This is a genomic window from Candidatus Pantoea gossypiicola, assembly GCF_008632075.1.
In the GTDB taxonomy this organism is placed as follows: Bacteria; Pseudomonadota; Gammaproteobacteria; order Enterobacterales; family Enterobacteriaceae; genus Pantoea; species Pantoea gossypiicola.
The window spans coordinates 1-25,206 of the sequence record NZ_VWVM01000001.1 but is presented as its reverse complement, the minus strand read 5'-3'; the positions used below and the strand labels follow the sequence as shown (position 1 = coordinate 25,206).

Below are 25,206 nucleotides of genomic sequence, written 5' to 3'. Positions count from 1 at the left end.
GTGAGATCATGACTAACCTGGTAGAAGTGGAAGACTTCACGCTTCACAGTGAAGAGAAACGAACCAGCGCGTTCCAGCTTGAGGTGAAAACCTGGCTGGAGCGCCATCCTGAAACGCAGTATGTCGACATCCTGTTAAATGATTTAAATGGTGTGTTCCGCGGCAAGCGCATTCCGGTCTCTGCGCTGCCTAAGCTGGAAAAAGGATGTTATTTCCCCGCCTCAGTGTTTGCCATGGATATCCTCGGCAACACGGTGGAAGAAGCGGGACTCGGCCAGTCTCTTGGTGAACCCGATAATCTCTGTCTGCCCGTTAGCGGCACGTTAGTTCCCTCCGCCTCTGACCCTGAACACATTGCGCAGCTGCTCTTAACCATGTGCAACCAAGATGGCACTCCCTTTGACGTTGAACCCCGAAATGTCCTCAACCGACTGTGGCAACAGTTGCGCAACCGAGGTCTGTTTCCGGTGGTAGCGGTAGAGCTGGAGTTCTATCTGGTAGATAAAAAGCGCGATGCTGAAGGTTTTATTCAGCCGCCCTGTTCGCCTGGCAGCGATGAACGCAATATGCAGAGCCAGGTCTACTCGGTCGATAATCTCGATCACTTCGCTGATGTCCTGCGCGATATTGACGATCTGGCCCGTCAGCAGGGCATACCGGCTGATGGTGCGCTGGCGGAAGCCTCCCCCGGACAGTTTGAGATCAACCTGCATCATACCCGCGACGTGCTACGTGCCTGCGACCATGCGGTGCAGCTGAAGCGCCTGATTCGTCAGGTCGCGGAGAATCACGGCATGACCGCCACCTTTATGGCGAAGCCTTACGAGGAGTATGCGGGCAGCGGGATGCACGTGCACATCAGCATGCTGGATGCCGCCGATCACAACGCCTTCGCCTGCGATGACGGCAGCGATTCACCGCTGATGAAACGTGCGCTGGCGGGCATGATCGACCTGATGCCTGCGTCAATGGCGCTGCTGGCACCCAATGTAAATGCCTATCGCCGCTTTGTCCCTGAAGCCTATGTGCCGTTACAGGCTTCGTGGGGTCATAACAACCGGACCGTTGCGCTGCGCGTGCCGTGCGGAGATATCGATAACCATCGCATTGAGTATCGGGTGGCGGGCGCTGATGCTAATCCCTATCTGGTCGTCTCGGCTATCCTTGCCGGGATGCTGCATGGGCTGGATACGCAGCTACCATTACCGCATCCGGTCACCGGCAACGGACACCATGCCGAGGGGCTTGCCCTGCCAATCCGGCAGAGCGATGCGCTGTATGAGTTTGACAGCAGCTATCCGCTGCAGAAGTTACTGGGCGAACGCTTTGCCAGTGTCTGGCACAGCTGCAAGCATCACGAACTGATGCAGTTTGAACGACTGATTACGTCTACGGAAATAGACTGGATGCTGAAAAACGCCTGATGGTTTTTTCAGCGTTACTCTGTCGCGATTTTTTTTGCATAAGATGCCCCAACGGCTTGTATTACTGCCACGGGTTAGGGCAGAATACGCGGCCTGCAAAATCAGTGATAACCGACGCTTAACGCGCCGGTTATTTTTTTGCATCCAGTTTTAACAAAGCGTTTTTACTGACTTAACCGAGGCCGGGCACGCACCCGGATAGATAAACACTGAAAACACGCGTAAGCGTGAGATTGAGGATGACAAAGATGGGGATGTTTTTCACTCTGCCAGCCAACGCTGGTACGCGTTTTCGTGATGACTACGGTGCCGCGTCAACCACTAACCTTACTCCCTGTCGCTTAATGCGCAGTTGCCCTGTGACCCAGCCCAGCCAGGTTGTCGCACATGGGGGACTGAAGCATGTCGCTTAATACCTCCGCCGCACCGCAGCGTGCACAACTCAAAAAGACGCTAACGTTACTTCCGGTCGTCATGATGGGCTTAGCCTACATGCAGCCTATGACCCTGTTCGATACCTTTGGCATCGTTTCCGGGCTGACCGATGGTCACGTCGCCACCGCTTATGCTTTCGCGCTGATTGCGATTCTGTTCACTGCCGTGAGTTACGGTAAGCTGGTACGCCGCTTCCCCTCTGCGGGCTCCGCTTATACCTACGCTCAGAAGGCGATCAGTCCGCACGTCGGCTTTATGGTCGGCTGGTCATCACTGCTGGACTACCTGTTCATGCCGATGATCAACATCCTGCTGGCTAAAAACTATTTCGAATCACTGGTGCCGGGTATCCCGTCGTGGATCTTCGTGGTGTTGCTGGTCGGCTTTATGACGCTCTCTAACCTCAAGGGCATCAAAACCGTCGCCAACTTCAACAGTCTCATTGTGGTGCTGCAGGTCATTGTCATGGTCGGGATCACCGGCATGGTGATCTACGGTGTGGCAAGCGGCGTCGGTTCCGGTACGCTGGTGAGCAGTCGTCCGTTCTGGTCTGAGAATGCGCACGTGGTGCCGATGATTACCGGTGCGACCATACTCTGCTTCTCGTTCCTCGGCTTTGATGGCATCAGTTCGCTGTCGGAAGAGACCAAAGATGCTGAACGCACCATTCCACGCGCTATTTTCCTGACGGCGCTGATTGGCGGCGTGATCTTTATCGCGGCATCTTACTTCCTGCAACTCTACTTCCCGGACATCACCCGTTTCCAGGATCCGGACTCCTCACAGCCTGAGATTATGCTGTTCGTAGCCGGTAAAGCGCTGCAGGTCGGTATCCTGATCTTCTCGGTGGTCACGGTACTGGCATCCGGTATGGCGGCGCACGCAGGCGTATCGCGTCTGATGTATGTGATGGGCCGTGATGGTGTATTCCCGGAGCGTTTCTTCGGTTACATCCATCCAAAATGGCGTACTCCGTCGCTCAACGTGCTGCTGGTGGGTGCGATTGCGCTGATGGCGATTAACTTTGACCTGGTCACCGCGACCGCGCTGATTAACTTCGGTGCGCTGGTGGCGTTTACCTTCGTGAACCTGTCGGTGATCGCACAGTTCTGGATCCGTGAGAAGCGTAACCGCACGCTGAAAGATCACGTTCAGTATCTGCTGCTGCCGCTGCTCGGCGCGATAACGGTCGGTGCGTTGTGGGTGAATCTGGAAGAGAGTTCAATGGTTCTGGGCCTGATCTGGGCCGCCATCGGGATTATCTACCTGGCATTCGTGACCCGCAGCTTCCGTAATCCGGTGCCACAGTTCAGCGAAGAAGTTTAATCGTGCTCACGTTGCCGCCTTCCGGGCTTTATCGGGAAGGCGGCAACCGTTAACCGGCCAGCACCAGTTCCAGGTTGCCCGCGCTTAACAGTGCCCGCCCCGCATCACTCAGTTTGTTGTCCGTCACCACCTGATCAAACCTCTCCAGCGGTAACGCCAGAAACGTCGCTATTCTGTTGTACTTCGAACTGTCGCTCAGTAAAACCCGTTTGCTGCTTACTTCGCTTACTGCCTGCTTCACCATCACTTTATCTTCATCCGGTGTAAACAAGCCGCGTGGCCCCCAGCAGGAGGCAGAGATAAAGGCGATATCAATAGCCAGATTGCGCAGGCTGCGTGCTGCGGATTCTCCGACGCAGGAGCGGTTCTCCCGGAACACGGTGCCGCCCGTGTGGATCACCCGGCACTGACTCGCTTCCATCAGCAGATTCGCCACCATGAAATCATTGGTCACCACCAGTAAATCATCACGATCAACCACTTCCTGTGCCAGCGCTAACGTCGTGGTCCCGGCATCCAGATAGATGCAGCTGTTACGGGGAATGTGACGGGCAGCGGTGCGGCCAATAGCGCGCTTTTCATCGTTGTACAGAGTGCTTTTGGTCAGATGGGAAGGCTCAGCCGCCAGTCGATCGGCAGAACGCACCCCGCCGGAAACCGACAGCACAGCACCTTGTTCCTCCAGTTTCTGCACATCCCGGCGTATGGTCATGTGTGACACGCCAAGCCGCTCAGTTAACTCAGCAATGCTCACCACACCACGATCGGCCACCAGTGCCAGAATCTGTTGATGACGTTCAACCGGAATCATATCTGCTCCCTGATAATTACCATTTTTTCACATTATAAAGTATCTGCCATTCAACCAGAACAAAAAATAACAGCTGATACAGGACGGAGAACGGGGTTTATCGGTCTGATTTAAGGTGCATACAGTAAAATATGCGATGTTAAAAATTGTTCGCGTTCACATTATCGATGTTTTTATGTGAGGAGCGGCACATTTTTGTCAACCGGAAGCTGGCAGGATTAACAGTAACAAACAAATAATCACTTAATTTAACAGTGGAGGCGTAACGTGCCAGCTGAAAACATCTGTGTTATCGGGTTAGGTTCCATGGGGATGGGTGCAGCGAAGTCCTGTCTGCGCGCCGGACTCAACACCTGGGGCGTCGATTTGAATCCTGCAGCCCTGGAGAGCTTACGCCAGGCCGGCGCACGTGATGCGCAGACTTCCGCCTCTGCCTTTGCAGACCAGCTCGATGCCATTTTGCTGCTGGTGGTCAATGCAAAGCAGGTTAACGCCATCCTGTTCGGTGAAGATGGCCTGGCCGCAAAACTGCGTCCGGGGACGGTGGTGATGGTCTCATCCACACTTTCCGCGCAGGATGCGCAGCAAATTGAACAACGGCTGGCTGAACATCAGTTGCAGATGCTGGATGCCCCGGTCTCGGGCGGCGCGGCCAAAGCGGCCAGCGGTGAAATGACGGTGATGGCATCCGGCAGTGATGCGGTCTTTACGCAACTGCAACCGGTGCTAAATGCCGTCGCCGCCAAAGTTTATCGCGTGGGCAGTGAGATTGGCCTTGGGTCAACGGTCAAAATTATTCATCAGCTACTGGCGGGCGTTCATATTGCGGTGGGCGCAGAGGCGATGGCGCTGGCGGCGCGAGCCGGTATTCCGCTGGAAACCATGTATGAAGTGGTCACCAATGCCGCAGGCAACTCGTGGATGTTCGAGAACCGTATGAAGCATGTGGTAGACGGCGACTACAGCCCGAAATCAGCCGTCGATATCTTTGTGAAAGATCTCAACCTGGTGGCCGATACCGCGAAGTCACTGCACTTCCCGCTGCCGCTGGCCTCGACCGCCCTGAATATGTTTACCGAAGCCAGCAACGCCGGTTATGGCCGGGAAGATGACAGTGCGGTGATTAAGATCTTCAGCGGTATCACGCTGCCGCAGGCAGGGGAGAACAGTTGATGCGTCTTGGTGTTATAGCGGACGATTTTACCGGCGCAACGGATATCGCCAGTTTTCTGGTTCAGAACGGCCTGACGACCATTCAGTTCAACGGCATTCCCGCCAGCGAAGAGATGACAAAGGCACAGGCGATTGTGATCAGCCTGAAGAGCCGTTCCTGCCCGGCTGATCAGGCGGTTGCGCAGTCGCTTGCCGCGCTGGCGTGGCTGCAAAAGCAGGGCTGCGAGCGCTTCTACTTCAAATATTGCTCCACCTTCGACAGCACCGCGCAGGGCAATATCGGTCCGGTGACCGATGCGTTGCTGAATGCGCTGGGTGAGGCGCAGACGGTCATCTGCCCGGCGCTGCCGGTGAACGGGCGCACCGTCTATCAGGGTTATCTGTTTGTCGGCGATCAGCTGCTGTCCGATTCCGGCATGCGGCACCATCCGGTTACGCCGATGCAGGACAGCAACCTGATGCGTCTGATGACCTCGCAGGCAACCGGCAAAGCCGGGCTGATCGCCGCAGCACAGATCGATCAGGGCGCGGAGTCAGTACGTCAGGCGCTGGACCAGCTGGCGGAGCAGGGCATCAACTACGTTGTCACTGACACCCTGCATCAGGGGCATCTGTTGACGCTGGGTGAAGCACTCAGTGACAGGCGGCTGGTGACCGGCGGCTCCGGGCTGGCTATCGGTCTGGCGCGGCAGTGGGCGACGGCTGAGACGGATGCAGAGGCGGAAAAGGCAGGCCGTCCGCACGGCGATCGCGCCGTGGTGCTCTCCGGTTCCTGCTCGCAGATGACTAATCGTCAGGTTGCCGCGTACCGCCAGCTGGCACCGGCCTGCGAAATAGAGATTGAACATTGTCTGGAAGATGCAGAGGGGTATGCCCGGCAGCTGTGCGACTGGGTGGAAGCCAACAGCCATCAGACGCTGGCCCCGCTGCTTTATGCCACCGCTGATGCGCAACAGTTGCAGGTGATTCAGCAGCGCTATGGTGCGCAGCGCAGCAGCGAAGCCGTTGAGCAGCTGTTTGCCGCCGTCACCCGTGAGCTGAAAGGGCGCGGCTGGCAGCGCTTTATTGTGGCGGGAGGGGAAACCTCCGGCGTGGTGGCGCAGAGCCTGGGCGTAACCGCCTTTCACATCGGTCCGACCATCTCGCCCGGCGTGCCCTGGGTGCGCGACATTCATCAGCCGCTCTCGCTGGCACTGAAATCGGGCAATTTTGGCGACGAAGATTTCTTCCGCCGCGCGCAAACGGAGTTTACCTATGTCTGAATCTTTCCTTTTAGCGGAGCAGCAGGCGCGTGATGAAATGGTCCGTCTCGGGGCCTCGTTCTTTCAGCGTGGCTATGCCACCGGTTCAGCGGGCAACCTCTCAATGTTGCTGGCGGATGGCAATCTGCTGGCGACCCCTACCGGCTCCTGCCTCGGGGAATTACAGGGTGACCGGCTGTCGAAAGTGACGCCTGAGGGGGAATGGCTCTCTGGCGATAAACCCTCCAAAGAAATTGCGTTTCACCGCGCGCTCTACCTCAATAATCCCGACTGCCGCGCAGTGGTGCATTTGCATAGCCACTACCTGACGGCGCTCTCCTGTTTACAGGGGCTGGATACGGACAGCTGCATCCGTCCGTTTACCCCTTATGTGGTAATGCGCGTCGGTGATGTGCCTGTTGTGCCTTATTACAAGCCGGGCGATGAACGTCTGGCCGACGATCTGGCGGTGCTGGCGCCGCGCTACCGCGCCTTCCTGCTGGCGAATCACGGCCCGGTGGTGGTGGGGAAATCCTTACAGGAAGCGGCGGACAATACAGAAGAGCTGGAAGAGACCGCCCGTCTGATCTTTACCCTGGGTGACCGCCCGATCCGCTATCTCAATGATGCCGAAGTGGCAGAACTCAGGAGCCGATAATGCCGAAGTTTGCTGCTAACCTTTCGACGCAGTTTAATGAGTATCCGTTCGCTGAGCGTTTCGCCGCGGCTGCGGAAGCCGGTTTTACGGCGGTCGAATTTCTGTTTCCTTATGACTATCCCGCCGCGCAGATAAAACAGTGGCTCGATGAGAACCTGCTGCAACTGGTGCTGTTCAATACCGCGCCGGGCAATGTCGCAGCGGGTGAGTGGGGCGTCTCCGCCATCCCCGGACGGGAAGCGGAAGCAAAGGCGGATATCGACCGCGCGCTGAGCTATGCGCTGGCGCTGAACTGCCCGCAGGTTCACATTATGGCGGCGACGGTGCCGCCCGGTGCCGATCGTCAGCGCTATGTTGAGACCTTTATCAGCAACATGCGCTATGCGGCTGAGCGCTTTGCGCCGCACGGCATCAGCCTGCTGATCGAAGCACTTAACCCTGTAACCAAACCCAATTATCTCTACGCCAGCCAGTATCAGACGCTGGAGATGGTTGAACAGATCGACCGGCCGAACGTGTTCACTCAGCTCGACCTGTTTCATGCACAGCGGGTAGACGGCAACCTCAGCCATCTGATTCGACACTATGCGGGACGTTATCGCCACGTACAGATTGCGTCAGCACCGGATCGCCATGAGCCGGATGAGGGGGAAGTTAACTATCCCTGGCTCTTCTCACTACTGGATGAGGTTGGCTATTCCGGCTGGGTCGGCTGCGAGTATATCCCGCGTGGCGACACCAACGCTGGCCTGAGCTGGTTTGCTCCCTGGAAATTAAAAGCCTGATTTAACGCACTGTAAAAAAACCGGTGTTTCAGCACCGGTTGGGACAGGCTCGCCCTTTATCTGGCCCTGCACCTGCTTACCCTGTACGTCGATAACCCAAAAAATATAACAATTTCTGAGGTTTACTATGTCCACCGCACTGCTGTTAGCCATAGCGACCGCCAGCATCGTGATCCTGCTGCTGCTGGTCATCAAAGCCAAAGTTCATCCGTTTGTCGCCCTGCTGATTGTCAGCCTGCTGGTGGCTATCGCGACCGGCATTCCGGCTGAGAAAATCATGGAGACGATTATCACCGGGATGGGCGGGTTGCTCGGTCATATCACCATCATCATCGTGCTGGGAGCCATGCTCGGGGCGATTATTGAAGCCTCAGGGGGCGCTGAATCGCTGGCGCAACGCTTCAGTAAAACGCTGGGGCTGAAGCGCACCGTCGCCGCTTTAACCATGGCGGCTTTTATTCTGGGTATTCCGGTCTTTTTCGAAGTGGGCTTTATTATCGTCATCCCGCTGATTTATGGCTTCACCAAAGTGGCGCGGGTTTCACCCCTGAAGTTTGGCCTGCCGATGGCGGGCGTAATGCTGACGGTGCACGTGGCGCTGCCGACTCATCCGGGTGCGGCGGCGGCGGCCGGGATCCTGCATACCGATATGGGCTGGCTGATGATGCTGGGTATCGCGATTTCCGTGCCGGTCGGGATCATTGGCTACTACGTGGCGAAAGTGATGAACCGTCGCCATTATCATCTGTCGGTCGACGTGCTGGAACAATTGCAGATGGCGAAGCCAGAGGGGCAGGAAAAGAAGCATGAACCGGCCCCGCCTGGCGCGCTGACCATCAGCGGTCTGATTGTGGTCCCGATTGTATTGATCGTACTGGGAACGCTGTCCCACACGCTGCTGGCTGAAGGCAGTCTGCTGCGTAACGTCATGACCGTGATTGGCACGCCGCCGATTGCTCTGCTGATTGCCTTAGGACTGGCGGCCTGGTTGCTGGGCGTGCGGCGTGGCTGGAGCAAAGATAAGCTGGAGGATCTCACCGGGCGGGCCATTCCCACCTCTGCCAGCGTAATTCTGGTGGCCGGCGCGGGTGGGGCCTTCGGTAAAGTGCTGGTGGAGTCAGGGGTCGGGAAAGCGCTGGCGGTCACGCTGGAAACGCTGCATCTGCCGCTGGTGCCGGCTGCGTTTATCCTGTCGCTGGCGCTGCGTGCGTCACAGGGCTCAGCCACCGTCGCTATCCTGACAACCAGCGGTCTGCTGACGCAGGCGGTGACCGGCGTCACGGATATGCAGCGGGTTCTGGTCACACTGGCGGCCTGTTTCGGCGGCCTGGGTCTGTCTCACGTCAATGATGCGGGATTCTGGGTGGTCACCCGTTATCTGGGACTTTCCGTGGCCGACGGTTTACGCACCTGGACGGCGCTGACGACAATAATGGGATTAAGCGGTTTTGTGCTGACCTGGCTGGTGTGGACGGTGCTCTGATTGAGCAAGACAGGAAAGCCTGGCCCGGCAGGGGATGCCGGGTCAGGCTTTCTCATGGGTTCAGGAAACCAGCTCCTGCGCATAAAGATAGAGCGCTTTGAGCTGCCCAACCTTTTCTGCATCAGCTTCATGCAGATTAGCCAGTCCTTCCAGTTCCTGCATAAACGCCTGCACCCGATCACCGTTCAGCACGTCACGGCGATGCTGCAACCAGCGCTGTTGCTCGGCATCATCCAGCGTGCCGGGGAAGTTACGCGCCCGGTAGCGGAACAGCAGTTTCGCCACCCGCGCACTCTCAAAGCTCAGGTCAAGCGCAGGCAGATTGGCGGGCGCGGTCTGGCGGATAATATTCATTCCGGCACGGTCGGCATCACTGAAGAACCCATCATAGAGCTGCGTGTCCACATCGTCTGACGGTGTGAACGGCTCGGCTTCGGCAAACAGCGTGACCAGTTTTTCCCGCACGTCAGGCTGCTGACGCAACAGGGCCAGATTCGCCAGGCAGTGCTGACGATCGATGCCCAGACGGGCCGCATCTTCCGGACGCAGCGTACTGGCAGGAGCCAGCACCGGACACTTGTTAATATGTACCAGTTTAACCGGCACCGCAGGCAGATCGCCGAGGTCGTTTTTCGCCGTGTAAAGACGTTCACGCAGCGTGTCAGCATCCAGTTGCAGCAGCGGTGACATATCGCCCGCCAGATCCACCACAATCAACGCATTGCGGTTATCGGGATGCCAGGCCAGCGGCACGATCCAGCTGGTGTTGCCACGCGCCGCGCCGAACATGCCAGAGACATGGACCAGCGGCTTCATCTGCGGGATGTCGATCAGGTTCATCAGCTTGTTTTTATTGCGATGGGTAAACAAAAACTCAAACAGTTTCGGCTGCTTCTCTTTTACCAGCTTTGCCATCGCCAGCGTGGCGTAAACATCGGACATCGCATCGTGCGCATTTTCATGGGCCACGCCGTTGGCTTTGGTCAGATGCTCCAGCCGGAAGCTGGGATAGCCTTCTTCATTTTCCGGCCAGTTGATCCCGTCAGGCCGCAGCGCATAGCAGGCACGCATCACGTCGAGCAGGTCCCAGCGTGAGTTGCCGTTTTGCCAGGCCCAGCCGTAAGGATCAAAAAAGTTGCGATAGAAGATATTTCGCGTCACTTCATCATCGAAACGCACGTTGTTGTAGCCCACCACGCAGGTTTGTTCGGTGGTGAACAACTTATGAATGCGTTCGGCAAACTCTGCTTCGATGACGCCGCGGCTCATCGCTATCTGCGGGGTGATGCCGGTAATCATTACCGCTTCGGGCTGTGGCAGATAGTCATCAGGCGGACGGCAGTAGAACACTTCTGGCTCGCCGACCGGATTGAACTCACTGTCGGTGCGCAGGCCGGCAAACTGGGCGGGCCGGTCACGAGAGGGGCTGGTGCCGAAGGTTTCGTAATCGTGGAAGAGGAAGGTAGGTTGTACGCTGTCGTTTTTCAATGTGCATTACCGTTCGTCATTGTTCATTAACAGGCTGATTTAAAACATTTTTAATCATTTTATCGCCTTTATTTGGTCACTCTTGCCTATTTTTGTTTGTTGCTGTTCGCAGATGTACATTCAATATTGTGTACCATTCCAGTACCGAAACCACATTTTGCTGCGTACCAAAAATTATTATGGCGCTGAGTGACACTAAATTACGCTCTATACATGGTAAACCATATTCCGGTCCGGCTGAAATTTCAGATGCGGATGGGCTGGGGACACAGCTCACCAAACAGGATAGATTCTGATTCAGTATCGCTACAGGCTGAACGGTAAAAGCCCAGCGGCTGAGTTTAGCTGATATCCTGCACTGGCTCTTCAGGATGCCTGAAATCGGGTTAAAGCCATTGCCATACTGCGTGTAATCTGGTCGCAGATGCAGGGAGTCTGGCAGTGAAAAGGGGGATGGCGTGGGAATGGGTAGTAGTTGGATGTGCGGTAGGGTGGTCAATAATACCCGGACTTGTAAAACTATTCATATGCTAGGGCTTTACTTTTTATCTGCCAACACCAGCCCGGCTATTGCCGGGCTTTTTATTACCTAGACTGTATGCCTTTCATTCCATGCGTCTGCATGCTGAATATTACCGTCTACAATTTTCCAGGTGATTTTTTCATATTGCATGCTCACACTTTCAACATGATTCATCTTATCATTTCCCGCTAACTTTACATTAGGCACGCCGCAATTGACGCCGGTAATTTTTACATTCTCCATTAAGACACTGTAATAACAAACTTCCTGCCCAGCATCATTTATATGGTAAAATTTAATCTCGGCGCTTTTTAGCGTCTGGCCTGTAGCTGCTGCTTTATAGAGATACGGCGTAGAGCTATCAACCTCCTTTTCAATCATCATAGGAGAGTGCTGCCGCGTACCCGTTATTCTGCCGTTTGCGCTGTCCACTGGCAGGTTAATACCGTGGCTTAGCCCGATAATTTCGATACTGCCGTCACGGTCTTGCACATCCACGGACCCTTTGATATCAGCGCCGCCGTCGTCTTTGAGCCACATATATGGAGGGATTGGCATTTTACTTGCTCCTTAGTTTTTTGATTAACTTCATTGTCAGATAATAAATAAGTGTTGTTATTGGGAAGACTGTTATTAATGATATGTAAAAATACATGTCATAAAAATTGTCAGCCCCTATTTCTCCTGGGCCGTGGAGGAGGTGACCCAGCTGATTAGTTAAATCGTCGTTCATCCAAATTTCTGGGTTGCCTAGTGTTCGGGCTACGATTAATGACACGATGATGTAATAGGCAATCTTTAAGAACTTATGGGCAAGTGTTTTTATAACCATCAATTACCTCCACCCAGCCCCTGGCCATGAGTGAACGCATGCAGGGAACCTGCATTGGTGCCGTTCTTAATAATGCATTTCTGATAAGAGCATAATCAGAGTTGTGGGCTATTGTGATGCAGCCCTCAGAAACCGTTCCCGGATGTAACCTGAATAGGCCACGGTGAACACCGTTTATCCACGTTCCATCATCAATACCCCAATCATCCTTGTATAATGCAAACCACTCATCACGACCAAACTCAGCTCCATAATAGACTTTGTTAAAAAGATCCTGGGCTGTTGCTTTAGCCCAAGAAAGCAAGCCCCCCGCCCCCCTTTCAACTATCCAGTACTTCCCTGGAGGTAGCGGGCCATCACTCGGAATCGCTGAACACGCGCCTTTGTTGCGATACATACCCTTCCCAGAATGCGCCATAAATACCCCGACGCCATACAGATTAAATGGCGCGTAATCAGCGCCATTGAGAATCATTTTTCCATGTAGTGCCATGCTGAATCCCTTAGCAAAAAGTGAGAGTTAATTACTCACCGGATAAACCTCTGACTGCTGCATGCTAAAACAAGGCGATTAACCATGCTAAAACTAAGGTCTTGTGGTTGTTTTGTAAACAGAAAAGTGATCTGACATGGGCTGTCAATGCTTTTGAAATAACCGCACCTATGCTCTGCACAATAGGGGATGCTGGTAAGCATGGGATTTGAAGTGAGACATTTCAGTATCTCTATTCGCTCTCTGCGCCTCTGCACGCAGTAGGGTGAGGGAAGATCGTTGTCTGTTTCACGCCTTTATGATCCAGCGTGACCGAACCCCTATAGCGGTCCCGAGCCTGTCCCTGTGGTAAGCCATATTGTTACGCGCCAGAAGTTAAGGGCTTTCCCCGAAAACGCCGAGGCATCCCGGTTCATACTTTTTTTCAATTTATTCAAACCTTCACAGCGCTTTTGCCGTAAAACGTGCGGCTGTTTCCGTTTCGTTTTTAGAAATTTTTCCCCGTGCAATTAAGGATGAAGTGTTGAAAAGGCGTCTGTTGTTCTCCGTTACCGCTACTGTTTTCTGGGCCTCGCTGGCACAGGCTGATACGATCCCCTTTCCTGTGACGCCTCCGGCGATTGATGCGGCTTCCTGGGTATTGATGGATGCCACTACCGGACAGGTCCTGACCGCGGGCAATCCCGATGAACGCCGCAATCCCGCCAGCCTGACCAAACTGATGACCGGCTATGTAGTCGATCGCGCTATTGACCAGAAGAAAATCAGCCGGGACGACATGGTCACGGTTGGAAAAGATGCCTGGGGTGCAGGGAATCCGGTGTTTAAAGGGTCCTCCCTGATGTTCCTGAAGCCAGGCGATAAGCTGAGCGTCCGTGATTTAAGCCGCGGCGTGATCATCGACTCCGGCAATGACGCCTGCGTTGCGCTGGCGGATTACGTGGCGGGTAGCGAAGCGAACTTCGTCGGCATGATGAATCATTATGTTGAGAAGCTCGGCCTGCAGAATACGCATTTTGAAACGGTTCATGGTCTGGATGCGCCGGGTCAGTACTCCAGCGCGCTCGACATGGCGAAGCTGTCACGCGCCATTATTGATGGTGAGCCTGACTTTTATGCCATGTACAGTGAGAAAACCCTGAGCTGGAACGGCATTACTCAGAACAACCGCAATGGTCTGCTATGGGATAACAACCTCCACGTTGATGGGCTGAAAACCGGTCACACTGAGACCGCGGGTTTTAACATCATCGCCTGATTGCTGTCGTCATGGGTGGTAAAAGCCCAAAAGGCCGTGAAGAGCAGGCGCGTAAACTGCTGGTCTGGGGCCAGAACACCTTTGATACCGTTCAGCTGTTCCATGCCGGTAAGAAGATTGGCAGTGAAAACGTCTGGTACGGCAATCCGCATCAGGTCGAGGTGGGAACGGCAGAAGATGTCTACCTGTCTCTGCCGCGTAGTGAAGTGCAGAACGTGAAGGCGAAGTACGTCATCGATCGTAAAGATCTGGAAGCGCCGCTGAAAGCCAATGAAGTGATTGGTGAGATTCAGGTGATGGATAAAGATCAGCAGATTGCTCACTATCCGCTGGTGGCGCTGAGTGCCGTTGAACCTGCCGGTGTTATTACGCGACTGACAGACTATCTTAAACAGAAATTCTGATTAACCGCCGGGCAGTACAGAAAACGGGTAGCCTGCGGGCTGCCCGTTTTCACATTTATTCCCTGAGCCTGTTACTGATTCCTGAGAAAGGTTAAAAAGCCGTATTAAGTTGTTCATGACTTCCGGTCAGGTATGTGAGTCGGATGTTGATAATTGTAAGCGAACGTCAAAACCGTTTTGAAATATCCGGCCCGCGCTAAGCCCGAGCCGCTTTCAGGGTTAAGATAGCCCCATCATGTTCCTGTAACCGGAAAGTCACATTGCGTCCTGACAAGCCCATATCGAAACTGGAGTTCTGGTTTTATCGCCATTACCGATCCGTCCACGGCGTGCGCATTGCCATCGCCTTTTTACTCTGCTTTATCTTTGTCCGGGCGACTGGTATTCCGGAAGGCACCTGGCCGCTGATCACGCTGGTGGTGGTAATGGGACCGATTTCCACCTGGGGAAATGTCTTTCCGCGCGCCCTGCAGCGCATCTGCGGCACGGTGGCGGGCTCGATTTCCGGCCTGATTGCCCTGAAGCTGGAGCTGATCTCCATGCCGGTGATGCTGGCCTGGTGCGGCATCATCATGGTGATTAGCGGCTACCTGACGCTGGGCAAACATCCCTACATGGCGCTGCTGATTGGGATCACGCTGAGCGTGGTGGTGGGTGCGCCAACCGGCGATTTCACCGTGGCGCTGTGGCGGGGTGGTGATGTCATTCTGGGATCGCTCATGGCGCTGCTGTTTACCGCTATCTGGGCGCAGCGCGCCTACACACACTGGCGCATTCAGCTCTCCGACACGCTGGCGGGCATGGCAAAAATCTATCACGCCGGCTTCTCGCCTAACCTGGTTGAAAAGCCGCGTCTTAATAAGCCGCTTGGCAAGTTGCTGACCAGCGTGATCAAAATGCGGGCGCTGCTGGAGCCGTCGAGCAAAGAGACCCGCATCCCGAAGTCGGTGCTTGAAGCGATTCAGACCATAAACCGTAATATGGTTTACACCATTGAGATGCAGATTAATGCCTGGTGGGCCTCGCGTGAGAGCCACCTGATTATGCTTAACGCGCCTGCACTTCGCCGCACGCAGCAGATGACCGAGAATACGCTACGGGCGCTGTCGGTGATGGCGATTGAGGGTGAGACAGAAGAGGTGATTGCCAATAGCCATGAGCTGACCGAAATCAGCGGCGAACTGCGCAGACTGATTGCTGAAGCAGGCAGCGACGGGTTGGAAGAGACGCCAATCTACGGTTACGTCTGGCTGACGCTGGAACTGGCGAAACAGCTGGAGCGGATGACCGATCTGATGCGGATGGCGCTGCGCAAATAATCACCTCAGACAATGACTTAATGTGAAACCGGGTTTCTTTGCGCTAAGATAAGAGCCAGTCTGAATTTAGCTGCGAAAATTGCTTACCTGGCGGGCTAGCCGCTAAGCTGATCGTTTTGACTCTCTCCCTGCGTCAGCAGGCTTAAAGAAAGGTGCCATCATGGAAAATGCCAAGCAGTCATTTCAGGACGTCCTGGAGTTCGTGCGTATGTTCCGCCGCAAAAACAAACTGCAACGTGAAATTGTCGATAACGAGAAGAAAATCCGCGATAACCAGAAGCGCGTACTGCTGCTCGACAACCTGAGCGAATACATCAAACCTGGCATGAGCGTTGAGGCTATTCAGGAAATCATCGCCAGCATGCGTGTGGATTATGAAGACCGCGTGGATGAGTACATCATCAAAAACGCCGACCTGTCTAAAGAACGTCGCGAGCTGTCGAAAAAAATCAAAGCGATGGGCGTGGGCGAACACCCGAAAGCATAAGAACAGGGCGCTTATGCGTTTTGCGTTCCATGCGAACCCGCATTCACTTCGGTGGTGCGGGTTTTTTTATTACCTGTCTCAGGGCAGAATTATTTACCCACCAGCCTGCGGGCAATCCCCTGTAACTGCTGTGACAGCGCCACTAAATCGATCCGCTCATCAGCAGGCGGGGCGGTGGTCTCACGGAGCACCAGCGTAGTTTCCAGCGCATTATCTGGTGCCTCGTCACCCTGAAGCCGCGCCAGCATGCGCTCAACACTCTGCGCGCCAAGATAGTGTAAATCCTGCCGCACCGTGGTCAGCGGCGGCTGATACCACGCGCTCTCGGCGGTATCGTCATAGCCAATCACGGAGATCTCGCCGGGAATGGCGACACCATACTGATGCAGCGCCCGCATCGCACCTAGCGCCATCTGATCGTTGGCCACCAGCAGCGCCTGCGGCAGATCATCGGGAAGCTGGGTCAGTAGCGCCTGATAACCCGACTGTGCGCTCCAGTCACCGCGCAGCGCGCAGTGCGGCGTTAGCTGATGATCGGCCAGCGCCTGACGCCATGCATTTTCGCGCTGACGGGCCGAAACCGAGCGCAGCGGCCCGTTTAACAGGCCAATCTGACGATGCCCCAGCGCCACCAGATGTTCAACGGCGGCACGTGCGCCGGACTCATTAGGATACTGACACTGTGCCACCGCCGCCTGCGGTTCGACATCCAGAAACAGCACCGGCTTGACGCCACACAGCAACTGGATCTGCTGCGCTTCATCGGCATCCAGCGGCAGGTTAATCAGCAGCCCATCGACCCGCTGAGCCAGCAGTTCATTAACGGTGGCGGCCGCATCGTGACCGCTGTCCATCGCAATCACCAGATGATAACCCGCCCTCGCAGCACGCTGCTGAATCGCCGAGGCAATCTGCGCCGGTGCCATCAGGGCCAGGTCGCTGGTGGCGAGACCCAGCGTGCGCGTTGCTTTGCCCGCCAGCTGCTGCGCCACCCGATTGGGCACATAATTGAGCTGTTGCATCGCCGCCTCAACCCTTTCCCGCGTGCGGGCTGAAACCTGTTCAGAACGATTTAAAACACGTGAAACGGTTTGATATGAGACGCCAGCCAGTTGAGCGACATCATCAAGGGTCACGGAGCGGGAAGTCATTGAACTCTCCAAAAGATGAAGCGACGAGTGTAACAAATTTTCATGCTGTACTGCTGCTGCCGGCCACACTTTCACCACCACGCCAGCCGGGATGGGGCGGCACCCGACCCGCGAACGTTGCCGGTTGTTAGCGCTGCTGCAGATAGACCTGCAGGTTCACATCCACCGCATTCAGCAGCGGCGTGGCAAGTCCGTTTCGTTTTGCCCGCTGCAGCAGGTCGCCGATGATCTGATCGGCTTCAATATCATAACCCTGGGTGAGATCGCGGTACATTGAGGAGGTCATCGGGGTCGCAGGATCGTTTAACAGCTCAAAAATGCGGGCCGTCACCGCCGGGCGAGGCTGATAGCCTTCGGCAGTAATGACGGACAGAATCTCCGTAAAGATCCCCTGTAGCAGCGCTTCGCCGCCGCGCGAGCTGAGGATCTGCCGGGTGTCGCCGCGTGCCTGGCAGCAGACCGCGCCAAGCGTGCTGAGCAGCAGCCACTTCTCCCACAGCTCATCCATAATGTTATCGCTGAACAGGGTATCAACCTGACAGTCGCGCAGTGCAGCATCAACCCGCTGCAGCCGTTCATCATTGTTGCCGTCCAGCGCGCCGTAAACGATCTGATGCAGCGGTGTCATCTGGATGACTTCGCCCTGTTCGCCCAGCGTGGCGTTGATTTTGCACAGGCCGCCAATCACCTTATCTTCGCCGAAGCGCTGTTGCAGCGTCGCGATGTGCCGCATTCCGTTAAGAATCGGCATAATCAGCGTGTCCGGGCCGACGGCCGGCGCAATGTCCTCCATCACCTGATCAAGGGCAAAGCTTTTTACCGTCACAATAATCAGATCAAAGTGACCCGTCAGGGTGCTGGCCTGCGTCAGCTGCGGCAGTAACGTTTCGGTGCCCTGCGGCGTCTGCAACACCAGCCCGTTGTTTTGCAGCTGCTGATAACGGCGTTCACGCACCAGAAAAGTCACATCCTGACCTGCCTGAGCCAGTCGTGCACCAAAGTATCCACCGGTCGCGCCGGCACCTGCCATCAGAATCCGCATTCCACTCTCCCTTTGCTGAAAGCCTTTACCTTAAAACGCCGCGAGCGTGCTTACCAGCGTTAGCCTCCGGCATAGCGTATCGGGGTGCGTGAAAAAACAGGCAGGGAAAGCGTGAGCAGTGAGGCGAGGATGCAGAAAAATCAGATTTTCCCGGTCAGAAGGGCGAATCAGCGTGCGGCGTTAAAGCCGGGTGACGCCCAGCGCGGCAGCCTGCTGTTCCCACGCCAGCACGTCCTGATAATCGTCTCGCTGCACCGGGCTGAATCCACTGATGAGATTATCGTCGCAGACGCCGCGAAAGGCGGGATCGCTGACCAGTTGATATAGCGCTGTACGCAACCTCTCCAGCCGGGCCGCTGACGCTGAGGCGGCCGTGATCAACGGCAATCCGGGTGCGGCGGGCGTCTCACCGATGATATGCAGGTCACGCAGTTCATCCGGCGCATAACGCGCCAGCAGCGCCCAGCTCACACAGTCGACAGCGGCGATATCTGCCTGTGAATCACGCAGTGCCGCCAGCGACTGACGGTGTCCGCCACTTAGCAGCAGCTGTGAAAAAGTCACGCCCTGAAGCGCCGCCACAAACCGCAGCGCGTTATAGCCGGAGTGCGAGTCCTGGCTATTAGCTACGGCCCGCTGACCGTTGAAATCGGCCAGCGTCGCCTGTTTATTACGCGCCACCAGCCAGCTGCGATAATTGCGCCCGCTGCAGCCCGGTGCCTGATAGTGAAAGGTGCCGACCAGCTGAACCGCTGGTAACTGACTGACCAGCGGATAGCCGCAGGTCTGGCTCAGCAGCAACCGGTCATCACGCCAGAGGGCCAGCAGATCGTCAGGCCAGACCGGCTGCGCCTCTGTGTCATGCTGCGCCAGCAGCATCACCACAGCCTGCATCAATGCCCGTGTGGCAGGTGGATGGAGGGCATACATGGGCAAAGCGAGCAGATTATTCATGGGTTTTCTCCCCTGAGCGGCCCGGATGGGCATTGACACTAACTGGCCTGGCCCAGAACAGACGCAGCCAGACCCGATAGCCCGCCACCCGAAAGCCGTGGTTGCGCTGATAGTAGTGCTCGCGGTCGCGCAGATAGAGCGGGCGCAGGCCATACCAGGGAACACCAGGCAGATCGTGATGCACTGAATGGTAGTTCAGATTCAGGAACAGTATGCGCCAGGGCCAGGCCGCTTCATTATTCACCGAACGTGCCAGCGGATCGTCCGCTGCACGGTGCTCGTAAAAGGATCGCACCTTGGTCAGCGCCAGCGCCGGATAACTTACCGCCAGCAGATACCACAGCGGCGAAAACCCGAGCTCCGCCATCCAGTAAAACAGCAGAGCCAGCAGCGCGCCATGCAGCAGCCACATGCCGGTCGCAGGGCGATCGCCACGGCGCAACGCCTGCCACATCCCGCCAACGGTCGACGCGATATCCAGCAGCGGGCCGAGCAGCAACCGTCCCGGAAACGTGTTGCGCAGATGAATCAGCTGCTGCTGCCAGCGTGGCAACTGCGCCCAGCGTGCAGCGGAAAAATAGTAGGTTTCCGGGTCTTCGTCCGGCTCGGTCAGGGTGTGATTGCGATGGTGGGCCAGATGAGAGTCGCGATACAGACCATAGGGATACCAGACCGCCAGCGGCAGGGTGCCGAACAGTTGATTCACCCGCGGCCAGCGCGTGGGATGACCGTGGATCAGCTCATGCTGCAGTGACATATACCAGGTGGTGAAAACAATCAGCAGCAGGGTAGCGGGCATATGCCCCAGTATCTGCCAGTTCAGCATCACCGAGAACCAGCCACCGTAAATCACGCCCATCAGCAGCCAGGTCGGCAGTTCGCTGCGCCAGAGCCAGCTGCGCGCGCGCTGTTTCAGCCAGGCGCGCTGCTGTAAAGAGAGATAACCGTTGTGCATCGTTCACCTGACAGCAGAAGCGGGAGTCTGGAGAGTGAAAGAAAGCGCGGATAAAGACAAAGTAGATAATCTGCTTAGCTATGTCGAAATTCCTGAATATAGCGCTGAAAGATATTGACTATCCGTAGCCGCGCGGAGGGCGTAACCTTCCCCTATCAAAAATCGGCTCATGTCCACAGGCGTTTATCGCTTGTCAGGAGAAATACAGATGAAAAATATCGGCTTCTTATCTTTTGGCCACTGGACGCCTTCAGCGCAGTCCGCCACCCGCACCGCGCAGGATGTGTTACTGCAATCGATCGATTTAGCGGTCGCTGCTGAGGAGCTGGGCGCAGATGGTGCTTATTTCCGCGTCCACCATTTTGCCCGTCAGCTCAGCTCACCGTTCCCGCTACTGGCTGCCGTGGCAGCCCGTACCAGCAAAATTGAGATCGGTACCGGTGTCATCGACATGCGTTACGAAAACCCGCTTTATATGGTGGAAGACGCCAGCGCGGCAGACCTCATCTCCAACGGTCGCCTGCAGCTGGGTCTGAGCCGCGGTTCACCGGAGCAGGTGATCGATGGCTGGCGCTACTTTGGTTTTGAACCGAAAGCGGGTGAAAGCGATGCGGATATGGGCCGTCGTCATACCGAAGAGTTTCTGGAGGTGCTGCGCGGCGAAGGCTTTGCTAAACCGAATCCACAGCCAATGTTCCCGAACCCGCCGGGTCTGCTGCGACCAGAGCCGCTTTCGGAAGGGCTGCGTGACCGCATCTGGTGGGGGTCCGGCTCCAATGCCACCGCAGAGTGGGCGGCAAAAATGGGCATGAACCTGCAAAGTTCAACTCTGAAAGATGATGAGACCGGCGAGCCGTTCCACATTCAGCAGGCGAAACAGATCCGCGCCTACCGCGAGGCCTGGAAAGCGGCGGGGCATCAGCATGCGCCACGCGTTTCCGTCAGTCGCAGCATCTTTGCGCTGGTGAATGATATGGACCGCGCCTACTTTGGCCGCAGCGGTAACGATCAGGATTCGGTTGGTTTTCTGGATGAGAAAACCCGCGCTATCTTTGGCCGTAGCTATGCCGCAGAGCCTGAAGTACTGATTAAGCAGCTGGCGCAGGATGAGGCGATTGCCGAAGCAGATACGCTGCTGCTGACCGTGCCGAACCAGCTTGGTGTCGCCTATAACGCCCATGTGATTGAGGCGATTCTGAAGTATGTCGCCCCGGAACTCGGCTGGCGTTAAGTGACTACCCGAGCGCCCGCACAAGCGGGCGCTCTGTTGTTTCGCCATAAACCTGTGTTACCTGTCATTCACCTCTGCGATCGTTAACGTTTTTTAATCATTTTCTCTTTTTGTCTTTCGGCCGCTCTTGTCTGGCGTGTGATCTGACCATCCCATCAACTACACCGGTTTAGCCAGCTACCGCGGCTATAGCTGGTCAGGCCGCTGCTCTGCCAGCCATGAATAAGAGGGTTGTGCAATCGGTTATGCCGGAATAGTCTGATTAGCATCGATGCCGCTTCGTTGATGATTCCGGGTAGTAACATCCGATGCGCCATTGCTGGAAGCTGTTGAAACAAACCTTATTCAAAGGGATAAGCTATCAATCTTATAGGATGAGACAGGTGTGAGTTCCTGAAAATCCTCTATAGAGTAGCGATGAAAATACAAAAAGAGGTGTGACCATGAGCAATTCCATTGATGAAGATGCAAAAGATGCAAAGCCTATTGTTGAAGCCGATCGCGAAGCGCCTGAAAGCAAATGCCCCTTTCATGCAGGCAAGCCAGCGCAGCCCAATCAGGCGCCGGGTGGCGGAACAACCAACCGTGACTGGTGGCCTAACCAGCTCCGCGTTGATCTGCTGAATCAGCACTCATCCCGTTCAAACCCGCTTGATGAATCCTTCGACTATCGTAAAGAATTTGCCAAATTAGATTACTCTGCGCTGAAAGCTGACATCAAAGGGTTGCTCACCGAGTCACAGGCCTGGTGGCCCGCTGACTGGGGCAGCTATATCGGCCTGTTTATTCGCATGGCCTGGCACAGCGCCGGAACCTATCGCTCCGTGGACGGACGCGGTGGTTCAGGCCGTGGTCAGCAACGTTTCGCCCCCTTAAACTCCTGGCCGGACAACGTTAGTCTGGATAAAGCGCGCCGCCTGCTGTGGCCGATTAAACAGAAATACGGCCAGAAAATCTCCTGGGCTGACCTCTACATCCTGGCGGGTAACGTTGCGCTGGAAAACTCCGGCTTCCGTACCTTCGGCTTTGGTGCCGGACGTGAAGATGTCTGGGAACCGGACATGGATGTGAACTGGGGCGAAGAAGCCGCCTGGCTGGAGCATCGTCACCCGGAATCCCTGGCACAGTCACCTCTGGGTGCCACCGAGATGGGTCTGATCTACGTGAACCCGGAAGGCCCGGAACACAGTGGCGATCCTGCCTCTGCAGCCCCGGCGATTCGCGCCACCTTTGGCAACATGGGCATGAACGACGAAGAGATCGTGGCACTGATTGCTGGTGGACATACGCTGGGTAAAACCCACGGTGCGGCACCGGCCAGCCACGTGGGTGTCGATCCTGAAACCGCACCGATTGAAGCGCAGGGCCTGGGCTGGGTCAACAGCCACGGCACGGGTGTCGGCCCGGATGCGATTACCTCCGGCCTGGAAGTGATCTGGTCGCAGACACCGACCCAGTGGAGCAACTACTTTTTCGAGAACCTGTTCAAATATGAGTGGGTGCAGACGCGCAGCCCGGCGGGTGCGATTCAGTTCGTGGCAGCTGATGCGCCGGATATCATCCCGGATGCGTTTGATTCCACTAAGAAACACAAGCCGACCATGCTGGTTACCGACCTGACGCTGCGTTTTGACCCGGAGTTTGAAAAAATTTCGCGTCGTTTCCACAACGATCCACAGGCGTTCAACGAAGCCTTTGCCCGTGCGTGGTTTAAGCTGACGCACCGTGATATGGGACCGAAAGCGCGCTACATCGGACCAGAAGTGCCACAGGAAGATCTGATCTGGCAGGATCCGCTGCCTGCACCGGTTTATCACCCCACCGTGGCAGATATCGCCCAGCTGAAAGAGAAGATTGCCGCCTCCGGCCTCAGCGTCAGCGAGCTGGTCTCTGTTGCCTGGGCATCAGCATCGACGTTCCGTGGTGGCGACAAACGTGGCGGTGCCAACGGTGCCCGACTGGCGTTGCTGCCGCAGCGTGAGTGGGACGTCAATGCTGTCGCAGCACGCGTCCTGCCTGCGCTGGAAGCCATTCAGCGCGAAGCCCACAAGGCTTCACTGGCGGATGTTATTGTACTGGCGGGTGTGGTCGGTGTTGAGCAGGCGGCGAAAGCGGCTGGTGTATCGATCGACGTGCCTTTTACCCCGGGCCGTGTTGATGCCCGTCAGGATCAGACCGACGTTGAGTCGTTCAATCTGCTCAAACCGCGTGCCGATGGTTTCCGTAACTACGGCACCGGTTTTGGTAAAACGACCACCGAAAGCCTGCTGATCGATAAAGCGCAGCAGCTGACCCTGACCGTGCCGGAGTTAACGGTGCTGGTGGGCGGGATGCGTGCGCTGGGCACTAACTTCGATGGCAGCCAGCACGGCATCTTCACGCACAATGTGGGATCGCTGAACACAGACTTCTTCGTGAATCTGCTGGATATGCGTACCGAGTGGAAAGCGACTGATGGCAGCAATGAGAAATTCATCGGACGCGATCGCGTCAGTGGCGAAACCCGTTTCACTGCCACCCGTGCCGACCTGGTGTTTGGATCTAACGCAGTGTTACGCGCTTCGGCGGAAGTTTACGCCAGCAGCGACGCCCGTGAAAAATTTGTCAAAGACTTTGTCGCCGCCTGGACCAAAGTGATGAATCTGGATCGGTTTGATATCTGATAGCTGCTGACGTTGTTAAAGCCGTAATTCGCTAATACTCAACTGCACCCTAAAAGTCGGTGGTCCGACTGATTAAGGTGCAGTTTTTTTTGCCAGATTTCTTCTGATTACTGGCCTGTCGTCTGCGTATGGAAGCCGCGCCGCAACTTTTTCATCGGATTTAGCCCAATCCTTTGCCTCCCTGGAAACGTTTTTTATTCTCATCCTGATGAAAACAGTTGATCCCCGTGCAGGTCCGGTTCAGGAGAATAAGAGAATGGAACTGATTAATAATTGCTCGCCATTGTCCGCCGGTGTTATATTAAAATATAACATCAGGAGGTGTTTTATGTTTATCACGCGTCTTAAAAAGGTTGGCGGATCGGTCATGCTGGCGGTTCCTCCCGCCGTTCTGAAAACCCTGGCATTGTCGACAAACAGCGAAGTCGGTATGACTATCGATAATGGTTATCTGATCGTTAAGCCTCAGAATCGCCCGCGATATTCACTCGAGGAACTGCTGGCGCAATGCGATCCACACGCTGAAATGAGCAAAGAGGATCGGGAATGGATTGATGCGCCTGCAGCAGGTAAGGAGAACCTCTAAATGGAGAGAGGGGAAATCTGGCTGGTAACACTCGATCCCACCGCAGGTCATGAACAAAGTGGAAAGCGTCCGGTGCTGATCGTTTCTCCGGCCTCGTTTAACACGTTCACCCGATTACCGATTGTGGTTCCGGTCACCAGTGGTGGAAACTTTTCCCGCGCAGCAGGTTTTGCGGTTTCACTGGATGAGGCGGGGTGCAGGACAAAGGGCGTCATTCGCTGCGATCAGCCGAGGACGCTCGATATGGAAGCCCGCGAAGGCAGGCGGCTTGAGCAACTACCTGACGCTATCGTGAATGAAGTGCTGGCACGTCTTGAAGCCATTCTGAACTGAATAGCTTGCGTGGATAAAAAAATCAGTAAAAATCCGCCTTCATAGAAGGCGGCTTTGTTTTCCGCCCCATAGGGGCGTACTAAGTTCGGACTCTTAGAGCCCTCTCTTCACACCTCATGAAGCGACAGTTGTTTATCTTCAACTTCATGCT

General features: G+C 55.7%; 21 protein-coding genes and 1 pseudogene. 14 read left to right on the top strand and 8 right to left on the bottom strand.

The features are described from left to right. Positions 1-8: 8 nt before the first annotated feature. Both F3I20_RS00120 and F3I20_RS00115 read left to right on the top strand, forming a co-directional pair. Positions 9-1,424, top strand: coding sequence for a glutamine synthetase family protein (locus F3I20_RS00120; RefSeq protein WP_150013691.1), 1,416 nt, complete (start codon positions 9-11; stop codon positions 1,422-1,424). Positions 1,425-1,826: 402 nt separating this feature from the next. Further along, positions 1,827-3,185: an APC family permease gene (locus tag F3I20_RS00115; RefSeq protein ID WP_150013693.1), complete on the top strand. Its 1,359-nt coding sequence runs from the start codon at positions 1,827-1,829 to the stop codon at positions 3,183-3,185. A 49-nt stretch (positions 3,186-3,234) separates the two neighbouring features. Here F3I20_RS00115 and ygbI read toward each other — a convergent pair whose 3' ends face one another. Then, complete coding sequence (gene ygbI, locus F3I20_RS00110; protein WP_150037048.1) at positions 3,235-3,996, bottom strand: DNA-binding transcriptional repressor YgbI; 762 nt, start codon at positions 3,994-3,996, stop codon at positions 3,235-3,237. A 267-nt stretch (positions 3,997-4,263) separates the two neighbouring features. On the opposite strand from ygbI, the gene ltnD reads away from it, so the two are divergent. The 5 genes from ltnD (at position 4,264) to F3I20_RS00085 (ending at position 9,336) form a co-directional block, all read left to right on the top strand. Continuing rightward, complete coding sequence (gene ltnD, locus F3I20_RS00105; protein WP_150037049.1) at positions 4,264-5,169, top strand: L-threonate dehydrogenase; 906 nt, start codon at positions 4,264-4,266, stop codon at positions 5,167-5,169. Continuing rightward, complete coding sequence (gene otnK, locus F3I20_RS00100) at positions 5,169-6,431, top strand: 3-oxo-tetronate kinase (protein ID WP_150013699.1); 1,263 nt, start codon at positions 5,169-5,171, stop codon at positions 6,429-6,431. Before ltnD ends, otnK begins: the two co-directional genes overlap by 1 nt. Next, on the top strand, positions 6,424-7,068 hold the full coding sequence (gene otnC, locus F3I20_RS00095; RefSeq protein ID WP_150013701.1) for a 3-oxo-tetronate 4-phosphate decarboxylase: 645 nt from the start codon (positions 6,424-6,426) through the stop codon (positions 7,066-7,068). Before otnK ends, otnC begins: the two co-directional genes overlap by 8 nt. Next, positions 7,068-7,853, top strand: coding sequence for an HPr family phosphocarrier protein (locus F3I20_RS00090; RefSeq protein ID WP_150013703.1), 786 nt, complete (start codon positions 7,068-7,070; stop codon positions 7,851-7,853). Before otnC ends, F3I20_RS00090 begins: the two co-directional genes overlap by 1 nt. 127 nt (positions 7,854-7,980) lie before the next feature. Beyond that, positions 7,981-9,336: a GntP family transporter gene (locus F3I20_RS00085; protein ID WP_150037050.1), complete on the top strand. Its 1,356-nt coding sequence runs from the start codon at positions 7,981-7,983 to the stop codon at positions 9,334-9,336. A 60-nt stretch (positions 9,337-9,396) separates the two neighbouring features. On the opposite strand, the gene sbcB is transcribed toward F3I20_RS00085, so the two are convergent. The 3 genes from sbcB to F3I20_RS00060 all read right to left on the bottom strand — a co-directional run bounded on the left by sbcB (position 9,397) and on the right by F3I20_RS00060 (position 12,672). Continuing rightward, the gene (sbcB, locus tag F3I20_RS00080) at positions 9,397-10,824 is read right to left on the bottom strand and encodes an exodeoxyribonuclease I (RefSeq protein WP_150013707.1); all 1,428 of its coding nucleotides are present in this window, start codon (positions 10,822-10,824) and stop codon (positions 9,397-9,399) included. A gap of 589 nt (positions 10,825-11,413) precedes the next feature. After that, positions 11,414-11,905 carry an Hcp family type VI secretion system effector gene (locus F3I20_RS00070; protein ID WP_150019393.1) on the bottom strand — a complete coding sequence of 164 codons (492 nt, stop codon included), beginning with the start codon at positions 11,903-11,905 and terminating at the stop codon, positions 11,414-11,416. A 248-nt stretch (positions 11,906-12,153) separates the two neighbouring features. Beyond that, complete coding sequence (locus tag F3I20_RS00060; RefSeq protein ID WP_150037051.1) at positions 12,154-12,672, bottom strand: DUF2778 domain-containing protein; 519 nt, start codon at positions 12,670-12,672, stop codon at positions 12,154-12,156. Positions 12,673-13,195: 523 nt separating this feature from the next. Here F3I20_RS00060 and dacD point away from each other — a divergent pair. The 3 genes and pseudogenes from dacD (at position 13,196) to tmaR (ending at position 16,140) form a co-directional block, all read left to right on the top strand. Further along, positions 13,196-14,334, top strand: a pseudogene (gene dacD / locus F3I20_RS00055) (serine-type D-Ala-D-Ala carboxypeptidase DacD). Positions 14,335-14,594: 260 nt separating this feature from the next. Beyond that, a complete protein-coding gene (locus tag F3I20_RS00050; RefSeq protein WP_033733196.1) occupies positions 14,595-15,653 on the top strand; it encodes an FUSC family protein in 1,059 nt (352 codons plus the stop codon). Positions 15,654-15,813: 160 nt separating this feature from the next. After that, complete coding sequence (gene tmaR / locus F3I20_RS00045) at positions 15,814-16,140, top strand: PTS system regulator TmaR (RefSeq protein ID WP_004571340.1); 327 nt, start codon at positions 15,814-15,816, stop codon at positions 16,138-16,140. 89 nt (positions 16,141-16,229) lie between these two features. Here tmaR and F3I20_RS00040 read toward each other — a convergent pair whose 3' ends face one another. From F3I20_RS00040 to F3I20_RS00025, 4 genes are all read right to left on the bottom strand, one after another. Further along, complete coding sequence (locus F3I20_RS00040) at positions 16,230-17,291, bottom strand: LacI family DNA-binding transcriptional regulator (protein WP_150037052.1); 1,062 nt, start codon at positions 17,289-17,291, stop codon at positions 16,230-16,232. Positions 17,292-17,418: 127 nt separating this feature from the next. Then, on the bottom strand, positions 17,419-18,333 hold the full coding sequence (locus tag F3I20_RS00035; RefSeq protein WP_150037053.1) for a ketopantoate reductase family protein: 915 nt from the start codon (positions 18,331-18,333) through the stop codon (positions 17,419-17,421). Positions 18,334-18,513: 180 nt separating this feature from the next. Continuing rightward, the gene (locus tag F3I20_RS00030; protein WP_150037054.1) at positions 18,514-19,287 is read right to left on the bottom strand and encodes a phosphate/phosphite/phosphonate ABC transporter substrate-binding protein; all 774 of its coding nucleotides are present in this window, start codon (positions 19,285-19,287) and stop codon (positions 18,514-18,516) included. Next, the gene (locus tag F3I20_RS00025) at positions 19,280-20,242 is read right to left on the bottom strand and encodes a fatty acid desaturase (RefSeq protein WP_150037055.1); all 963 of its coding nucleotides are present in this window, start codon (positions 20,240-20,242) and stop codon (positions 19,280-19,282) included. Before F3I20_RS00025 ends, F3I20_RS00030 begins: the two co-directional genes overlap by 8 nt. 208 nt (positions 20,243-20,450) lie before the next feature. Here F3I20_RS00025 and F3I20_RS00020 point away from each other — a divergent pair, with 208 nt between their 5' ends. The 4 genes from F3I20_RS00020 to F3I20_RS00005 all read left to right on the top strand — a co-directional run bounded on the left by F3I20_RS00020 (position 20,451) and on the right by F3I20_RS00005 (position 25,055). Beyond that, positions 20,451-21,473: an LLM class flavin-dependent oxidoreductase gene (locus F3I20_RS00020; RefSeq protein ID WP_150037056.1), complete on the top strand. Its 1,023-nt coding sequence runs from the start codon at positions 20,451-20,453 to the stop codon at positions 21,471-21,473. A gap of 443 nt (positions 21,474-21,916) precedes the next feature. Further along, positions 21,917-24,136: a catalase/peroxidase HPI gene (gene katG, locus F3I20_RS00015; RefSeq protein WP_223813079.1), complete on the top strand. Its 2,220-nt coding sequence runs from the start codon at positions 21,917-21,919 to the stop codon at positions 24,134-24,136. 328 nt (positions 24,137-24,464) lie between these two features. Then, positions 24,465-24,722: an AbrB/MazE/SpoVT family DNA-binding domain-containing protein gene (locus F3I20_RS00010; RefSeq protein ID WP_150013725.1), complete on the top strand. Its 258-nt coding sequence runs from the start codon at positions 24,465-24,467 to the stop codon at positions 24,720-24,722. Further along, positions 24,723-25,055 carry a type II toxin-antitoxin system PemK/MazF family toxin gene (locus F3I20_RS00005; protein ID WP_150037057.1) on the top strand — a complete coding sequence of 111 codons (333 nt, stop codon included), beginning with the start codon at positions 24,723-24,725 and terminating at the stop codon, positions 25,053-25,055. It abuts the gene before it with no gap. Positions 25,056-25,206: the final 151 nt, after the last annotated feature.

Coding starts and splice junctions, on each gene's coding strand:
- F3I20_RS00060 (WP_150037051.1), bottom strand. CDS start 12,672: ATGGCACTACATGGAAAAATGATTCTCAATGGCGCTGATTACGCGCCA.
- F3I20_RS00085 (WP_150037050.1), top strand. CDS start 7,981: ATGTCCACCGCACTGCTGTTAGCCATAGCGACCGCCAGCATCGTGATC.
- F3I20_RS00005 (WP_150037057.1), top strand. CDS start 24,723: ATGGAGAGAGGGGAAATCTGGCTGGTAACACTCGATCCCACCGCAGGT.
- ygbI (WP_150037048.1), bottom strand. CDS start 3,996: ATGATTCCGGTTGAACGTCATCAACAGATTCTGGCACTGGTGGCCGAT.
- otnC (WP_150013701.1), top strand. CDS start 6,424: ATGTCTGAATCTTTCCTTTTAGCGGAGCAGCAGGCGCGTGATGAAATG.
- F3I20_RS00120 (WP_150013691.1), top strand. CDS start 9: ATGACTAACCTGGTAGAAGTGGAAGACTTCACGCTTCACAGTGAAGAG.
- F3I20_RS00035 (WP_150037053.1), bottom strand. CDS start 18,333: ATGCGGATTCTGATGGCAGGTGCCGGCGCGACCGGTGGATACTTTGGT.
- F3I20_RS00010 (WP_150013725.1), top strand. CDS start 24,465: ATGTTTATCACGCGTCTTAAAAAGGTTGGCGGATCGGTCATGCTGGCG.
- F3I20_RS00040 (WP_150037052.1), bottom strand. CDS start 17,291: ATGACTTCCCGCTCCGTGACCCTTGATGATGTCGCTCAACTGGCTGGC.
- F3I20_RS00030 (WP_150037054.1), bottom strand. CDS start 19,287: ATGAATAATCTGCTCGCTTTGCCCATGTATGCCCTCCATCCACCTGCC.
- otnK (WP_150013699.1), top strand. CDS start 5,169: ATGCGTCTTGGTGTTATAGCGGACGATTTTACCGGCGCAACGGATATC.
- F3I20_RS00020 (WP_150037056.1), top strand. CDS start 20,451: ATGAAAAATATCGGCTTCTTATCTTTTGGCCACTGGACGCCTTCAGCG.
- katG (WP_223813079.1), top strand. CDS start 21,917: ATGAGCAATTCCATTGATGAAGATGCAAAAGATGCAAAGCCTATTGTT.
- F3I20_RS00090 (WP_150013703.1), top strand. CDS start 7,068: ATGCCGAAGTTTGCTGCTAACCTTTCGACGCAGTTTAATGAGTATCCG.
- tmaR (WP_004571340.1), top strand. CDS start 15,814: ATGGAAAATGCCAAGCAGTCATTTCAGGACGTCCTGGAGTTCGTGCGT.
- F3I20_RS00025 (WP_150037055.1), bottom strand. CDS start 20,242: ATGCACAACGGTTATCTCTCTTTACAGCAGCGCGCCTGGCTGAAACAG.
- F3I20_RS00070 (WP_150019393.1), bottom strand. CDS start 11,905: ATGCCAATCCCTCCATATATGTGGCTCAAAGACGACGGCGGCGCTGAT.
- F3I20_RS00115 (WP_150013693.1), top strand. CDS start 1,827: ATGTCGCTTAATACCTCCGCCGCACCGCAGCGTGCACAACTCAAAAAG.